This is a genomic window from Anaerofustis stercorihominis, from assembly GCF_024623185.1.
GTDB lineage: Bacteria > Bacillota > Clostridia > Eubacteriales > Anaerofustaceae > Anaerofustis.
Window position 1 is genome coordinate 1 of sequence record NZ_JANJZK010000020.1, and the last position, 16,875, is coordinate 16,875.

Annotated in this window: 18 protein-coding genes and 1 tRNA gene; 18 read left to right on the forward strand and 1 reads right to left on the reverse strand. The window is 32.3% G+C overall.

Translation table 11 applies throughout. The annotated features are described in order from the left end of the window. The 16 genes from NSA01_RS09055 to NSA01_RS09130 form a co-directional block, all read left to right on the forward strand. The coding region (locus NSA01_RS09055; RefSeq protein WP_257481146.1) for a DUF7601 domain-containing protein at window positions 1-650 on the forward strand (650 nt) is incomplete at its 5' end. Window positions 651-1,011: 361 nt separating this feature from the next. Continuing rightward, on the forward strand, window positions 1,012-2,031 hold the full coding sequence (locus tag NSA01_RS09060; protein WP_257481147.1) for a DUF5309 domain-containing protein: 1,020 nt from the start codon (window positions 1,012-1,014) through the stop codon (window positions 2,029-2,031). A 19-nt stretch (window positions 2,032-2,050) separates the two neighbouring features. Next, entirely contained in the window at window positions 2,051-2,416 is a 366-nt protein-coding gene (locus tag NSA01_RS09065; RefSeq protein WP_257481148.1) for a phage head-tail connector protein, read from the forward strand. Next, window positions 2,397-2,738 (forward strand): hypothetical protein, encoded by a 342-nt coding sequence (locus NSA01_RS09070; RefSeq protein WP_257481149.1) that lies wholly within the window; start codon window positions 2,397-2,399, stop codon window positions 2,736-2,738. The genes NSA01_RS09065 and NSA01_RS09070 overlap by 20 nt, the downstream gene beginning before the upstream one ends. Further along, window positions 2,731-3,270 (forward strand): hypothetical protein, encoded by a 540-nt coding sequence (locus tag NSA01_RS09075; protein WP_257481150.1) that lies wholly within the window; start codon window positions 2,731-2,733, stop codon window positions 3,268-3,270. The genes NSA01_RS09070 and NSA01_RS09075 overlap by 8 nt, the downstream gene beginning before the upstream one ends. Next, complete coding sequence (locus tag NSA01_RS09080) at window positions 3,267-3,641, forward strand: hypothetical protein (RefSeq protein WP_257481151.1); 375 nt, start codon at window positions 3,267-3,269, stop codon at window positions 3,639-3,641. Before NSA01_RS09075 ends, NSA01_RS09080 begins: the two co-directional genes overlap by 4 nt. Window positions 3,642-3,690: 49 nt before the next feature. Beyond that, window positions 3,691-4,164, forward strand: coding sequence for a hypothetical protein (locus NSA01_RS09085; protein WP_257481152.1), 474 nt, complete (start codon window positions 3,691-3,693; stop codon window positions 4,162-4,164). Between the two features lie 22 nt (window positions 4,165-4,186). Next, window positions 4,187-4,510: a DUF5055 domain-containing protein gene (locus tag NSA01_RS09090; protein WP_257481153.1), complete on the forward strand. Its 324-nt coding sequence runs from the start codon at window positions 4,187-4,189 to the stop codon at window positions 4,508-4,510. After that, window positions 4,492-4,902 (forward strand): hypothetical protein, encoded by a 411-nt coding sequence (locus NSA01_RS09095; protein ID WP_257481154.1) that lies wholly within the window; start codon window positions 4,492-4,494, stop codon window positions 4,900-4,902. The genes NSA01_RS09090 and NSA01_RS09095 overlap by 19 nt, the downstream gene beginning before the upstream one ends. A 39-nt stretch (window positions 4,903-4,941) precedes the next feature. Further along, the gene (locus tag NSA01_RS09100; RefSeq protein WP_257481155.1) at window positions 4,942-8,658 is read left to right on the forward strand and encodes a hypothetical protein; all 3,717 of its coding nucleotides are present in this window, start codon (window positions 4,942-4,944) and stop codon (window positions 8,656-8,658) included. Between the two features lie 52 nt (window positions 8,659-8,710). Next, the gene (locus NSA01_RS09105) at window positions 8,711-9,358 is read left to right on the forward strand and encodes a hypothetical protein (protein WP_257481156.1); all 648 of its coding nucleotides are present in this window, start codon (window positions 8,711-8,713) and stop codon (window positions 9,356-9,358) included. 3 nt (window positions 9,359-9,361) lie between these two features. Then, a complete protein-coding gene (locus tag NSA01_RS09110) occupies window positions 9,362-12,076 on the forward strand; it encodes a hypothetical protein (protein ID WP_257481157.1) in 2,715 nt (904 codons plus the stop codon). After that, window positions 12,058-13,473: a phage baseplate protein gene (locus NSA01_RS09115; protein ID WP_257481158.1), complete on the forward strand. Its 1,416-nt coding sequence runs from the start codon at window positions 12,058-12,060 to the stop codon at window positions 13,471-13,473. Before NSA01_RS09110 ends, NSA01_RS09115 begins: the two co-directional genes overlap by 19 nt. Window positions 13,474-13,495: 22 nt before the next feature. After that, the gene (locus NSA01_RS09120) at window positions 13,496-13,804 is read left to right on the forward strand and encodes a hypothetical protein (protein ID WP_257481159.1); all 309 of its coding nucleotides are present in this window, start codon (window positions 13,496-13,498) and stop codon (window positions 13,802-13,804) included. Then, entirely contained in the window at window positions 13,804-14,517 is a 714-nt protein-coding gene (locus NSA01_RS09125; RefSeq protein WP_257481160.1) for a D-Ala-D-Ala carboxypeptidase family metallohydrolase, read from the forward strand. Before NSA01_RS09120 ends, NSA01_RS09125 begins: the two co-directional genes overlap by 1 nt. A 10-nt stretch (window positions 14,518-14,527) precedes the next feature. Next, on the forward strand, window positions 14,528-14,764 hold the full coding sequence (locus NSA01_RS09130) for an SPP1 phage holin family protein (RefSeq protein WP_257481161.1): 237 nt from the start codon (window positions 14,528-14,530) through the stop codon (window positions 14,762-14,764). A 196-nt stretch (window positions 14,765-14,960) separates the two neighbouring features. Here the strand turns inward: NSA01_RS09130 and NSA01_RS09135 are convergent. Then, window positions 14,961-15,046: transfer RNA gene (locus NSA01_RS09135), tRNA-Leu, on the reverse strand. Between the two features lie 113 nt (window positions 15,047-15,159). Here NSA01_RS09135 and NSA01_RS09140 point away from each other — a divergent pair. After that, window positions 15,160-15,930 carry a murein hydrolase activator EnvC family protein gene (locus NSA01_RS09140; RefSeq protein WP_257481162.1) on the forward strand — a complete coding sequence of 257 codons (771 nt, stop codon included), beginning with the start codon at window positions 15,160-15,162 and terminating at the stop codon, window positions 15,928-15,930. An 11-nt stretch (window positions 15,931-15,941) separates the two neighbouring features. Continuing rightward, the gene (locus tag NSA01_RS09145) at window positions 15,942-16,607 is read left to right on the forward strand and encodes a site-2 protease family protein (RefSeq protein ID WP_257481163.1); all 666 of its coding nucleotides are present in this window, start codon (window positions 15,942-15,944) and stop codon (window positions 16,605-16,607) included. Window positions 16,608-16,875: the final 268 nt, after the last annotated feature.

Below are 16,875 nucleotides of genomic sequence, written 5' to 3' on the forward strand. Positions count from 1 at the left end.
AACACGGACAAAGCGCGACAGCGACAGGACTTCCTGCTGGTATTGGATATACCGTGAAAGAAACAGAAGCCAACCAGAACGGCTATGTGACTACTTCTACTGCTGACAAAGGAACCGTTCCAGAGAATGGTAATGCAGAAATTCGTTTTACAAACACAAAGAGTATCACGGGCAATCTGAAAGTAACAAAAGAAGTTGCGGGAACGCATGGCGATAAAGACAAGGAGTTCCATTTCACAGTTACGCTTGATGATAAGACAATCAGCGGAAAATTCGGCGATATGGACTTCACGGACGGCGTGGCTACATTCACATTAAAACACGGACAAAGCGCGACAGCGACAGGACTTCCTGCTGGTATTGGATATACCGTGAAAGAAACAGAAGCCAACCAGGACGGCTATGTGACTACTTCTACTGCTGACAAAGGAACCGTTCCAGAGAATGGTAATGTGGAAATCAAGTTTATCAACCACAAGGAAGTAACATCAGAGAAGCCGTCAACACCTGATAAATCTGACACGCTAGACAGTCCAAAAACGGGTGACAGAACAAATATAGAGTTATATATATCATTGTATGCGATGAGCGGACTATTAATTGCAATCCTAACCGTATTGAAGAAAAAGAAAATATTGAAAAACCGATAAAGATCTTTAAATAAGATTGTAACGGCTACACAACTCACATTGACGGAGTGAACCAGACGCGTGGCGGGGAAATCCCAAGATTTTTCCGCCATGCTTGCAAGTGGCTGGTTCACTCCGTCTGTGAGCGAGCCTGTGGCGAGCGATTATTAAGCCCCCGTTATCTAACAAGGAACTGAAAGGCAAAGGCGATACTACTCCACCACCTGTTGGAGGAGAGGAGATAAATAATATTCAAGCCGTACAAGCTAAAGTTGATGAGTTTATATCTAATGGAGAAGGCTTACAGGCTTTGGTTGAAATGGAAAAATTAATAAAATAGAAAATAGTTAGTGCCAAGTGCCATTATATTTGGAGGATTATAATGGCAAACGCAAATTACACACAAAGTTTTGATGCCCTAAATTACTCAGGGTTTTTATTCAATAAAGGAAATACTTCAACACCTTTTACTTCTATGATTAGTGGTAAACAGAAAACAACGAATAGTGTTGAGTTTCCTACAGGAGTGGAATTCACTACAGCAACAGGTTCACAGCCTGCTATCAGTGAGGAAGCATCTTTGATAGCCCCAGAAGGAAGCACTGTTACAAGAACTCAAAAAACAAATGTAACGCAAATGTTTCAAGAAACTTATGGAGTAAGTTATGGTAAACAATCAAATATGGGAACTTTAGCTGGTCTAAATATATCAGGGCAAGTTGCTAACCCGATAGATGAAAAGATATTTCAAAAGCAGGCAAAGTTAACTAAAATGGCTCAGGATATTGAATATACCTTTATAAATGGTACATATAATAAAGCCACTAAAAATACGGAAATTAACAAAACAAGGGGCATAGTTAGTGCAATAGAGTCGGTAAATAATAATATTGCTGGTAAAGAATTGACATTTTGGGATGTATGTGACACTGTGACAGCTATTAAGGGTCAAAATGCACCTACTGATAATTTAGTTTTAGGTGTGGATGGAGTGACTTTAATGCAAATAAATGCTGACGCTGTTAAAAATAATTTGACTATTGTTCCATCTGAGAGAACTATTAACGGTATCGCTATAATGCAGTATATTACACCAGCAGGAATGATATATATAAGAGAATTGAAATATTTACCAGTTGGTACAGCAATTATATTTAATCCAAATGCTATTAGTCCAGTTCATCAAATGACACCTGGCAAGGGTAATTTCTTTGAAGAACAATTGGCAAAGACTGGTGCTGGGGAAAGGTATCAGTTATTTGGACAAATCGGTTTAGACCATGGTCCAGAGTGGTATCATGGGAAAATTACAGGTATAGCAACTACATATACAAAACCAGAAATAAACACAGTTAAGATTGTTTCTGATGCACAACCAGCATCTGATACACCGACAGAATAATGAAAGGAGGTCTGGCTAAATGTCTACACAATTAGAAAAACTTCAAAGAAAGATACCAGAAGAAAAAGATAAAGATATATTGGAAGACTGTCTTGAAGATGCTAAGTGTATTATTTTAGCCAGACGAAAACCTTTCGGTAACTGGGATAAAGATGAGAATGGTAATTTTATTTTAGAAGATAAATTTTTGTCATTACAAATTCAAATAGCTGTTGAAATTTATAATAAACAAGGTGCGGAAGGTGAAACTCAGCATACCGAAAATGGGGTTATGCGTGTTTGGGAAAAGGCTAATGTATCTGAAAATCTTTTGTCTCAGATTGTACCTTTAGCACAAATTATTTCAAAAAGGGATATTAAATACAATGAGAGATCTGAAATCTAACCAGCAAGAAATTTATTACTCTCTTAAATTTAAAAAGGATAATGAGACAGATAAATTTGGGAATCCAATTTATGGATATACAGAACCTATCTTATATGAAATAAATATTTCAGCAGGAACAGGTGAAGGTATAAGTGATGTATTTGGTAAAAAAATTATATATGATAAAGAAATGGTTACTCATGATTTATCTTGCCCTATAGATGAATATTCAGAATTATGGATAGATATACCTAATACAGAAAAAAGCAATGCAAAAGTTGTAAAACGTGCAAAAACTAAGAATTGTATTAGATATGCAATAAAGATAGATAATGTATAAGAAAAAGATAATAGTTGATAATATTAGTCCTAACTCTATTGATAGAGCTATAAAAGAATTAGAAAATGAAAAGAAAATAATAAATCAAAAATTTAATTTATTCATAGAAAAGTTATCTAAATTGGGAGTTGATATCGCAAAAGTCAAATTGACAACATTAGATAATTACGGGACTTTATCATGGTTAAAAGATTCAATTTACAGTTTTTATGATGCAACGGAAAATAAAGGTGTTATCAAAGTTGGTAATAATCTTGGTATGTTTATAGAATTTGGAACTGGTATAAAGGGAGCAACATCTCCTCATCCTGAAAATATATTTGGATGGGTATATGATATTAATTCTCACGGCGATAAAGGTTGGTGGTATCCTACAACAGAAAATGACCCTAACCCTGTGAAAACTACAGATGAATACGGACAGGTAAGAGCATGGACAAAAGGGATGCCATCAAGACCTTTTATGTACCAAACGGGAATAGAATTAAGAAGTAGAATTGATGAAGTAGCACAGGAGGTATTTAGTAAATGATTAATTATATAGATGTAATCACAAAAGATATAAGTGATATTATAAGAGCTGAATATCCAAGTGCTTATATAATAGATAAAGAATTATCTGATACTCCACCTTGTTTCCCTACTATTATTATAAAACAAATTGATAATTCAGTCGTTGGAAAGTATTCTACTTTTGAACAGATAGAAAATGTTGTTACTGAATCTTATAGAGTTGATGTTTATTCAAATAATGATGAAATCAATCTAAAAATAATTGATTTAGTTAATAATTACTTGTCGAAAAAAGGTTATATTAGGAATTTAAATATTTTAGTTCCTAATATGGAAGATCTAAGTATTGATAAAAGAACAGCAGGATGGATAAATAATTCAGTTGTTTAAATTTTTATTTAGTGCCAAGTGCCTAGTTATTTTAGGAGGAAAATAAAAAATGGCATTAAATACATTAGGAATAAAATTTAAGTATGCGGTCGAAGCAACAGCAGGAACAAGACCTGACAGCGGGTATAAAGAAATACCAGAGGTTAAAAGTATACCGTCTCTTTCACCATCACCTGAAACTATAGATGTTACACCATTATCGGAAACTGAATACAAAACATATGTTGATGGTCTAAAGGACTTAGGTGGTGCTTTGGAACTTGGTGGTAACTTTTGTAAAGAATTAATTGAAGCATGGGAACTTCTTATGAAAGCATATGAAGAAGCAAAGAAAGATAATAAAAAAGTATGGTTTACTTTAGAACATCCATCTTTAGACCAGTCTGTATTTTTTACTGGTAATCCTGCAAGTTTAGGTGTACCTGAAACAAATGTAAATTCAGCTTGGGATGCAAAAATGTATATTACCCCAACGAATGGACCTAAGTTTTATAACAAAGTTACAGAAACACCTAGTGCATAATTAAACTAAAAGGAGATAAATAATGAGCAAAAAAATAAAATTCACATATGAAGAAAAAGAATATACTTTGGAATTCACTAGAAAGACAGTATCAATGGCAGAAGAAGAAGGATTTAATATAACAGAAATAGATAGTAAACCTGCTACAATGCTTCCTATTTTATTTAAATCTGCATTTTATAAAAACCACAGAAGTATTAGAAACACTCCTGATTTGTTGGATAAAATTTATGATAGTCTTGATAATAAAGATGAATTGTTACCAGTATTAATGGAAATCTATACCGAACCTATACAAACGTTGACAGAAGGTAAAGGCGAGGTAAAGTGGAAGACAGTAGGCTAGATAAAAAAGAGGAGGAATCCTCTTTTACTGGTTATACTGATATTTTTAAACAATTATGTCCTTCATATATGGCTATGGGAATGTCCTATAACGAATTTTGGTATGGTGATATAGAAGTAGCTTGTGTATACAAGGAAGCTTTTGAACAAAAACAGAAATTAAAAAACGAAAATTTGTGGCTTCAAGGATTATATTTTTATAAAGCCTTGCAGTCTGTTGCTTCTCAAATTTTTTCCGAAAAAGAAAGTGATGCAGAGACTTATTTAAATAAGCCTATAGACTTTGATGAGGAACAAAAAGAAGAGGATAATATAAAACAAAAAGAATATGAAAAATTACAAGCAGAGTTATGGATGAATAATTTTGTTAGACAATATAATCAAGAAGGATAGTGCCATGTGTCTATTTCCTTAAAAGGAGGGATATAGACTATGGCAACAATAGCAGAATTAGATATAGAATTAAAGGGTAGTGCTACGTCTGCTGCGGAATCTATTGATAGTGCTATAGCATATTTAGAACGTTTAAAGTCTATATCTAATATACCAGGATTAAGTAAAATTTCTAATGATTTACAGACTATAAGTGATAAAGCTAAATCTATTGGGTCTACGTCCTCTTTAGATTCTTTGGCAAACAGCTTGTCTAATTTAAAATCTGTAGGGAATATAAAAATTACATCTACAGTAAATCAACTAAAAAAATTAGGGAATGTATCAAAAGACTTGGATGTTGTTATATCCTCGGGATTTGATACTAACATATTAAAAATTGTTTCAGCTCTAAAACCTTTAAGTGAGATTGGAAAATCTAATTTAGGTGGTGCGGTAAATGCGTTAAAAAAACTGCCAGAAGTTGCTAAAGAACTGCGTTCTTTTGATTTGACTTCATTTGCAGAAAGTATAAAACAGTTAACATCTGCTTTAGATCCGTTAGCTACAAAAATGAACTCTATTTCTAAAGGGTTCCAAAACATACCTGCAAAAATTAGCAATTTAATTAAGAATACAAATAGTTATACTGCTACAACGAAAAAAGCTTCTGGTGCTTCTGGAGGTTTATTTAGTGTATTATCTGGTTTTAGAGGACGTGCAATAGCTTTATCTTTTGCTGTTAATATGGTTGGTAATGCGTTTGGTGGATTTTTAAATCAATCTAATGAATACATTGAAAATCTAAACTTATTTTCAGTATCTATGGGTAAATATGCAGATTCTGCTTATAACTATGCTATGAAAGTTCAAGAATTGTTAGGTATAGACGTTTCTAATTGGATGGAAAATCAGTCTGTATTTCAGCAAATGGCAACTGGATTTGGTATAGCGAGCGATAAAGCCCAAATCATGAGTAAAAATTTAACTCAATTAGGTTATGACTTAGCATCGTATTTTAATGTTCCTGTAGAATCAGCCATGAATAAGCTTCAAAGCGGTTTATCTGGACAGATAAAAGGTTTAAAAGCGTTTGGTATAAACGTATCTGTAGCGGCTATTCAAGAAACTGCACTTGCTCATGGTGTTAATAAATCTACATATGCAATGTCGGAAGCGGAAAAAGCGGTATGGCGATATGTTACTATAATCGAAAAATCAGTAAATGCACAAGGTGACTTAGCCAGAACACTTGTAACTCCTGCTAATGCTTTACGTATTTTGGGAATGCAAGCTGATATTTTAAAACGTAGTTTGGGAAATATGATTTCTGCTATAGTAGTTAAATTTATACCAGTAATTCAGTTTTTTGTTCAGCTAATAACTATGGCAGCTAATGCATTGGCTAAGTTATTGGGTTTTGAACTTCCTAAAATAGATTATTCTGGAATGGGAAGTATGGGAGCAGACCTAGGTGATGCTGCTGATTCTGTTGGTGATTTAGGTAGCGGACTTGGCGGTGCTACTAAAAAAGCAAAAGAAACAAAGAAAGAAATTTCTAAAATAAAGAAAGAATTAATGGGATTTGATGAATTAAATATACTTTCTTTTAATAAGCCCGATAAAAATAGTACACCTTCAAATTCTGCTGGCTCTGGTGGTTCAGGTAAAGGCTCTGGCAGTGGCGGTGGAATAGGCAATATAAAACTACCGTCATATGATTTTCTTGGAAATGCAATGAACCAAGAGCTAGCAATAATAACTAAACTAAAAAAGGAATTATCTGATTTATTTAGACCATTTAAAGAATCTTGGAATATACATGGAAAATCAGTTGTTTATGCTGCTAAAAGTGCATTTGGTACTATAAAAGATGTTTTAGGTCTTGTTTACCAAAGTTTTAAAAAAGCTTGGACTGGCGGCTCAGGTCAGAGAATTTTAAATAATATTTTAGTTACTATAAAAAATATATTTAAATTTGTTACTAGACTTTCTGTTGGTTTTGGCAAAGCATGGAATAAAGCAGGAAATGGTGATAGAATTTTTAAGTCTATTCTTGGTATTATAGAAGATATAACATTTAATGTAAGAAAAGTTACAGACAGGTTGGTTGAATGGGCTGGTAAGGTTGACTGGACACCTTTGATTTCGTCTATGGCAGATATATTAGAATCAGTACGAGATTTGCATAAATCCTTATCTAAAGAGCTAATAAAGGTATTAGAAGACTTGCTTCCAGTGGCGACGGTATTTGTTGAAGATATTTTACCTCCAGCTGTTAAGCTTTTATCGGATATTATAAATATTGCAAGTAAACACCCTAAAACTTTTATGGCTATTATATTAGCATTAAAGCTTACTGGTAAGAATTATAGTATCTTAGGTAAAAATGGTAATAAAGCAGGAAAGAACTTAACGGATGTAAATAAAAATATTAAAACATCTACAAGTGATACAAATACAACTCTAGATTTAACAAAAAAAGTTTTAAAGAAAATAATTGATAAATTTCCTAAATTAAAAGAATTAGGTACTAAGGCTTTTGATAAAGTAACATCAAGTGTTAAGCCTTTAAAAACTGCAATTAAAGGATTATCTCTAGGTTCTTTAGGAACTAATATTTCAGCAATTTTAGTTGCAGCTGCTCCGATTGCATCGGGTTTAGCATTGTTGTTCATGTCTGGTAGAACAGAGGCGGCTAAACTACATAAAGAAATTGAAGATATAACAGATAGACAATATGAAGCAAGAATAGAACTCAGTCATGCTACTACTCCTGAAGAAAAAGAAGCTCTGAAAAAAGAAATTAAAGAGTTAGAAAAACAAAAGATAGAACTTCAAGTAAAGTACAAGGCTGCAAAAAAAGAAGCTCATAAACCTGTTGAAGCAGCTCAAAAGGTCGCAAAACAAGCGAATATTAAATTACCATATGATGTAAAATTAAGGAATGGTACAGTCGGATTACAAACCGATTATACGAAAAATATGTCTAAAGTTAAACCTGCAAAAGTAGGATATAAAGTTGATTGGTCTAACAAAAAGGATTTTCAGCGTGGCAGTCTTTTTGATAATATTTTTAAAACCAAAGACAAAAAAATCACATATACATTGGATGGACGAGAAACTGATACATTTAAGAAATCTAAAAAAAGATATGACGGTACAAAAAGTGATAAAATTACTAAATCTGTTCATGCTGATGAAAAAAGTAGTTTTAAAAGTGCAAAAAAAGCGTATGATACACTTAAAAATGATAAAGCAACAAAAAAATTATCAGCTATAAAAAATTCTTCATGGAACAAAGCCTTTGGTTCTTGGGGATGGTGGAAAACTGCTGGATCTAGTAATAAAACAGTTACTAAAAATGTAAAAGCTAAAGTGCCTAAAATTTCTATGAAAACTGGCATTGCAACCATTAAGGGTATAACCAGCTTTTTTCCTCAATTTGATACTAGACAAAAATATGTATCAGGATATGCTAAAGGTGGTTTTCCTGATATGGGACAACTATTTATAGCACGAGAAGCAGGACCAGAATTAGTTGGGTCCATGGGTAATAAAAATGTTGTTGCAAACAATGTTCAAATTACCGAAGGTATTAGTAACGGTGTATATAATGCAGTTATGGCAGCTTTAGGTAGTACTTCTTCAACTAATAATAACGGAGATTTAGGTTCTGTTATTATAAATTTAGATACAAAACCAATTGCTGAAGCAGTTATTAATTTTCACAATAAACAAGTAAAACAATACGGTACAAGTCCATTGTTAGTATAATAAAAAAAATAGTGCCATAGTGCCTCTTATAGATATATAGGAGGCTCTTTTTATGGCAAATAGTATAAACTGGATTCAAAAATATACCAGTTATGAAGTTATCTGGGTTTCTTCAAAATGGGGCAAAACTACAAAAACTAAAAAATCTGCAAGTAAATCTGGTACATATTCCACTGCTAAAAAAAAGGTGTATGGTAGCTGGGGTACTAATAATGCAACTAAAATACAATCACGTGGAATTTATTATCAGTGGTATGGTAAAAAGTTTAAATCTAAAAAAAAATACTATGTTTATTTATATAAAAGAAAGATAGGCATAGGATATGTTGGCTGGAAAAATGATAATGCTACAAAGTTGTTTTTTACTAAAGATATGCAGCCTAAAAGTTTCGATGTTACATTTATGGATATTGACAAAGAAAGTGATAGTTTAAGCAGCGGTTCTGGGAGAGATAAGTCGGGATATATTTCAAGGTCCAGGCTTAGAGCAGGGGTTGTAAAATTAAAAGTAGTTTTTCCTTTAATGGATGTGTCTACGGTTAGTAAAATCTTGAGTTACTTAAGTACCCTTTATATAAAGATTAATTATAATGGTCCAACAGGAACAAAAGAAATAGTTTGTTATGCTGGTGACAAGACTGTTTCTCAATGGTATTTTAACAAATGGAATGAATTAACTTTTGACTTGGTAATGGTATAAGATATGCAAAATAATATTATAAAAAGAAAAATAGAATTTAGTACTGTAACTATAGATGATAAAGGACAAGAATTAACAGTTAAACATGTAGTTTCGGATGAAGATATTGAGAATATAAGTAGCGATTTATTATTAACTACAAATGTTCCGATGATAAATAAGTTTATTTTATCTGAAAATGGTGTATCTGGTAACGAAATATCTCTTGGAGATACAACTGTTAATTGTTTTACTGTATCTATTTTAAACTTTCCTCAAGAGGAATTGGTAAATATGAAAATAGAACCATTCATTAAACAAATCCCTCAGAATGACGAAGAGGCTGAAATAATCATCAATGATGAAAATATAGCAGAAGGTGATGAAGATATAGACATAGATATTGATACACCTTTAGATGAGGAAGAACCTGATGGCGAAATAATTTTTAATGCTGAACCTACAGAGGAAGAAATCATTGAGATGGAAGAAGAATATAACAGTTCTTATCAGTATGATGATATAGAAGAACCAGAACAGGATGATAGCATTGATTTTGGCATAGAAGATGATTCAAATCTTCCATTGGGTGATGATGAAATGCCAGAAGATACAGAAAGTCTTGTCGATCCACCATGGGAACCTTTGGGAACTTTTTTTGTTGATAATATAACTATTGATAACGATGGAAAAACAAAAACATTGATTTGTTACGATAAATTTAATCAATTGAATATTCCTTACAAATATTCAACTACTATAGTCGGGAATTTAACTGCAACTATGGTTTATATAGATTTAAAGGTACAATTAGCAGATTATGGATTAACTATTGAAGATGGCATAGTATTCCCCGATGTAAAAATAACTTTAGATAACAATTATACTATCAAAGATATGATAGGTTTTTTAGCTGGTTTAGTGGGTTGTATAGCGAGCATAAACAGGGACAATATGATTTCTTTTTATGATTATGAAGAAGCAAATACCACAATAGAAAATAATTGCATAAGCGAATTTAAGAAAAATCTTGATGGTAATATAACTATTGAAAGTATTGAGTGTAATAAAGATATAACAGGCGTTAATGATAAAATTTTAGCTACAAACGATGGTATTGCAATTAGTTATAAAAATCCTTATATGACTTTAGATATACTGAACGAAAATATTTTACCTAAATACCAAAATATGAGATATACACCTTGTACTCTTGTTTGCGAGTTTGATTCTTCATATCAAATTGGAGATATATTAACTGTCTATACTGATGATGAAATTAAACTATTAGAACAATATAAAGCAGAATTAACTAATACTACATCAGAAGAAATTACTACACAGTTAAACGGTGTAATAAACCAAATCGGTAGTAAAGTAATTATAATGCGACAGACAATTGATTTTCTTGGTACATCTGCTAAAACGACTATTGAATGCTTAGGTAGCACAGTGTTAGCAAAAGAGACCACAATAAGCCCAATAATGAGTACAATAAGATATATTTATCAAGATTTGACTAATGCAATTGCTCATGCTACAGAGACTATAGTAGGTCAAAAGGGTGGATATGTAATTATGAATGACAGTGATGGAGACGGACATCCTGATGAGATATTAATTATGGATAAACCTGATATAGAAACAGCTACTAAAGTTTGGAGATGGAATAATGCAGGTTTGGGTTTTTGTTCTGATCCAAATGGTAAGGCTTACTATGGAGAAGGAACAGGCTATAAATTAGCAATGACAAACGACGGTCAAATTGTAGCTGATATGATAACAACTGGTAAATTAAATACAGCGGTGCTAAATGTTAGCAGTATTATTCAAGCTATTAATGAGGATAATGAAACTCAAATAAGTTTTTCAAAGATATTTATGGATGATGAAAGCATGAGTAATATAGTAATGCAGGTTAGTGGAGGATTAAAAGTAGGTGTTACAAATTATTTATTAAATACTGCTTATCCATGTGAAATTTCTTCCTTTGAGCCTGCAAAATTATATTATTTATCAGATGAATTTATTGGTGGGGATTGTATTTTATCATTTGCATTTATATGTGAAACTGAAAGTACAACTTATGGAAATTTAAAATTAAGCTTAGTTGATGAAAGTAACAATACTTCTAAAGTTTTAGGGACTATTGCTTTGTCTGGTGCTTCAATAGGTGAACTAAGGTTAAATTTAAGTGAGAATATTACTTATGGGAATTGTTATATTGAAGGAACTTTAAAAAATTCAGAGATAAATAAAATAATTATTTCTGACATGCAGTTAGAGAGAGGCGACTTATTAACTGACTGGAAGCCTTGTAACAAAGATTTGGTAAATACAACTGAATTTAAACAAACTTACAATGAAATTTCTCTTAATTTCGGTAATCTATCTCAAAATGTAAATAGTAATAATCAAAGTTTAAAAGAAATATATAGTAATATTAAATTCTTTAATGAAACACGAAACGGTAAAACGCAACCAGTTATTTATCTAGGCAAAAATTCATCAGATAGTGATTTAGCCCTAAAGCTCGGAAGCGATGAAATAAATTTTGTTAGTGGTTATGATATAGGGGGACATGGAACCGACATGACAAATGAAGTCATACCAGCAAGAATAACAAGAAATGCTTTGATTTTGGACGATACAAGCAATTCTAATTATATTCAGTTTGGGACGTTTGGATTTTTCCCGACAGACGATAATCACATTACATTTTGCAGAATACGACAATAAATAAAGGAGATTTTAATATGCCTATAATAGTTACACCAGATTTTAATTTTACAGCATTAGATATAAATAGTATGAGCTATTCTCATACTGTAACAACGGGAATAAAAAATCAAATAAAATGCAGTGGTTCACTATATTGTGAATATATGCAAAAAACTTTCCCTCCAACAAACGCAACAACTTTTAATTTAATATCTTCAGAGCTTACTATGTATTATGTACATAAGGACTATATTGATACTGAAACGAATTACCCCGATTATGGTTCTATGCCCTCTACAGTGGCTAAGAATGTTCCATTTACTATTACAAATGTAAGTAATCCGGGAGGGAAAGACGGAGAAATGTGGAATTGTAGATTTGACTTTAAAGTTGATACTTCCATTATTTGTGACAGCCCTGGAGAATATTATCTTTTATTAACAGCTACTTTAAGTGGTGGACTTGGATTTGTAACCAGAACACAGGTATTTCAAGATTATCCGATACTCGTTAATGAAAAAACACTTTTTAATATTCAACAATTCGGAGCAATCCGTGACAGGGCTGATAGGACAAAAATGAAAATTCAATTATTTGGAAATGTAAAATACGCAAGTGAATCCCATCAGGCATTAGCAGGTGATACATATGTAAATTTTGAATTATATAACAGCTTAGATGTTTTAATAGATACTATAACGTTACCGACGTTAACTTTCAGTGCATTAAATGCCACTATCAATTATGACAGCGATTATATTTTAAATAGTGAGTATGGGAACAATGATATAAAAATAGTACTAAAAATATGGAACTCCTTGGATAGTTATACAACCTATGTTCTGTCGGTGGTTAATGTAATATTTGATGTATTTGATGATGATATAAATAAGGGTATTGCGTTTGGTAAATATGTAGATGAAGAAATCGGCGGTTTTGAAGTTAATTTTCCAGCTACATTTTATAAAAAATTATGCGGGCAGGGCTGGCTCGATTCTACATATCCCATAGGGTCTATATATCAAACTACTAATGGTGATTTTGACCCCAATTTAGAGTGGGGCGGAGAATGGGAGAAAATAGAGGGACGATTTTTATTAGGTTCAAGTTCAGTATATCCTATTGGGGGTACTGGGGGCGAAGCTTCACATAAATTAACAGTGGCAGAAATACCAGCACATATTCATAAGCCTAATAAAAGCGGATTTTATTTTTCAATTAATTATCCGTTATCATCTGATTCTGTAGCACGTCGAGCATTTGCCGCAGGAGCTACGGGAAGACCTTATGCCATGAGTGGCACAAATGTAGACCACATTACCGAAGCCACTGCAACTACAAGTGTTGGCGGTAACGGTACTCATAATAACATGCCACCATATAGAGTAGTAAATATTTGGGAACGAGTTTCTTAATTTTATATAATGGAGAATTTACATGGATTTAGACATAACATTTAAAACTCTTGTATATATAGCAGGAGGACTGACAACTCTTATAGTTATTTATTATAAATTAAAAGATTTATTAAAACCATTTGAAGATGTTAGGAAAAAGATAAATGAACATGAAAATAAATTAAATAATGATTTTAGTAAAATTCAACGAATAGAAGATGATATGGAAATGATACTAAAAACTCAGTTAATGCAACTGGAACATATGAGAACAAACAATTCAACAGGAAAGATAAAAAAAATAGAAACAGAGGTAACGAATTATTTAATTGAAAGGAAAAATAAATAATGTTATCAGAAAAACAATGGAAGACATCTATCAAGTATTTGGGGTATAAAAATCTTAAGGAATTTCAAAAGGCGTATAAATTAACAGCAGATAATAAATATGGACCTAAGACTGATGCTAAATTAGAACTTGCTGTTTTAGTTTTAAAGAATAGATTAAGAAATCTGTTAAAATGCAAATTAGATTATAATGGCATAGTTGGTGTAGGAACTAAAAATGCGATAAAAAAAGCACAGAAGAAGTTAAAATTAAAAGTTGATACGATTGCAGGAGTAAAAACAAAAAAAGCATTAGGTATCTCTATTTCTCACAAAGATATTTTTTCATTTCAAAATAAAAATGGAACTATAAATTGGTCTAAAGTTCCATATTTTAAAAAGTCTGAATTTAAATGTCACTGTAACGGTAAATATTGTAAAGGATATGAAGGTAAAGAGATTAATCCTTGGCTACTTTTTGCATTAATAAACAGTAGGAAAAAATATGGTGTAATAGTAGTAACATCAGGTAAAAGATGTAAAAGATATAATAATACCTTAAAAGGTTCATCAAAAGTATCTAAGCATCTTACATTCGATGCAGCAGACATATGTTGCAAAGGTACAACAAAGAATAAATTTATGTCTTATATGAAAAAACAACCTCATTATCATTATACATATACAAATAGTACTAATATGGGAAATGCAATTCATGTAGATTTTAGTAGATAGGAGAAAAATTATGGGAAATTTTTTAAATTGGTTAAACAAAAGAAAAGGTGCATTTTTAAGAATAATAATTGCAGGATTAGCATTTTTAAATGCGATATTAAGAGGGCATGGTTATACGCCACTTAATATTCCTGATGATTTAATATATGATTTAGGATCCGATGTATTGGCGATTTTAACAGCAGGTTATGCATGCTGGAAAGATAATAACTTTACTGAAAAAGCAATTAAATTACATAGTAAATAATATAGGAGGCTCATTAAGAGTCTCCTTTTTTAGATAAAAAATAAGTGGGTTATTAACCCACTTTTTAACCCACTTATTTATTTATCACTGTAAACAAAATATTTGCTTACATAAATTTAATACACTCCGACCCCTTTATTCATACGTGTTTTATTTGTTATTTTAAACTTTTTATTTTTCTTTAAAAACAATATTATGGTGCGGATGATGGGACTTGAACCCATACGTCCGTGGGACACACGGCCCTCAACCGTGCCTGTCTGCCTATTCCAGCACATCCGCATATTACTTTTCATATTATACAAAAAAAGCTTTTCCATTTCAAGTAAATATTTACGAATATTTCATTTAACTCTTAATATACTTAAATAGGACTTTTATTAGGAGGGATATTTATGCAAAGCGGTAGAAGTAAAAAAAATCAAAGAAACAGAAGAACTTCTTATAATAGCAGAAGCAGGAATTATAATAGTTATAACAGGAGCAAAAAGGCACCTGTCAAGAAAGACAGATTTTTGAATGTGATGATATTCGTGGTGATACTGGCGCTTTCCTATGTAACATTGGACATGTTAGATGTATCTCTTCCGACTTCTGTTACATCTAAGATAGACAGCGTATTCAGTAGTGATGTCTTTTCTTTCGGTAAAGCAAAGGACAAGGTTGTTTCTTTTGTAAATAATACTGCCAGCGTATTTAACGGAGGCAAAAGCACTGCAGTAAATTCTTCGGGGGGCGGACTTAAACTTGAAATGCCGGTGAGCGGGGAAGTCATAACGAAGTTTGAGGATAAGACTCACCCTGTATTCAATACTACGGTAAAACCAAGGGGTATCGAGATACAAACCGAAAAGAGCGAAGAAGTATTCGCTTCAGCCAGCGGTAAGGTAACGAATGTTGTTTCAAGTTCTTACGGAGGCAGCAGAGTAGTTTTCGACGTGGGCAACAATACGAACGTGATTTACGACGGTGTCAAGACAACTTTTGTAAAGGTGGGGGATACTGTGACCAGCGGTAACATCATAGGCTCAATGGATAATAATGACAGCGGAGATGTCCTCGGGCTTGAAGTATGGGTGGATAATACTGCGGTGGATCCTCTTACATATATGGATACCAAAACGGATACAAATAAAACCACAGATAATAATACCAAGACAGAATAGGATATAACTTAATGAACAAAAAGTTTAAATCGCTTTTAAATAAATTTACGCTGACGTCTTTAAGCGTTTTTGCGCTTTTTATAATATATTCTCAAAGCGGTTTTGTGGATTTTCTGATATTTGTATTTTCACTTTTTATCCATGAGACCGCACACCTTATCACCGCAAGGATATTTTCCGTTAGGATAGATAATGTTTCCCTGCTTCCTTTCGGTGCTAAAATTTCTTATGTCAGTCATGATATGCGTCCCGAAAAGGAATTTTTATTATACTTCTCGGGACCTCTTGCCAATTTTATATTTGCAGGGATAATCGTCTTTGCGAGTTTCTATATGTATATCCCTTCTTACGATTTCTTTATTTTTTATAATATATTGATAGGTCTTATCAATCTCGTCCCGACCATCCCTTTGGATGCTTCAAGGTGTATATTCTCACTGCTTCAGCTAAAACTCTCTAAACCCGACGCTTTTAAGTATGTCTTTATAATAAGTTTTATAGTAAACCTTTCTTTATTGTTCCTCGGGGTATATGTACTGCTTCTGGGAAGTAAAAATGTACTGCTGATACTTCTTTCCGTCTTCCTATTCAACAATTTGAAAAGTGAAAAGGATAAGCAGGAATATTCTTACATTAAAAACAATAAAGTTTTAAATAAAGATTTATCAAAGATATAACTAAAGGGGTATATATATGTTATAATGAATATAATTATGTAAGGCTTTGCCTTACTATCCACACTGTAGGGTTCCACCCTACAACCTATAGTTAAGGGCTGTCTGCCCTTAAAAACCCGACCAATATTTTTCCGAAGATAAAAATATTGGATAAAAATCTTTCACTCAATCGCCGTGATGGCTTTTACGCTTCTCGATGTGACTGTTAACTATTTCGGAGAAATAGGCGTATTTTATAAATAAAATACGCTCAGTCGATAGACTGATA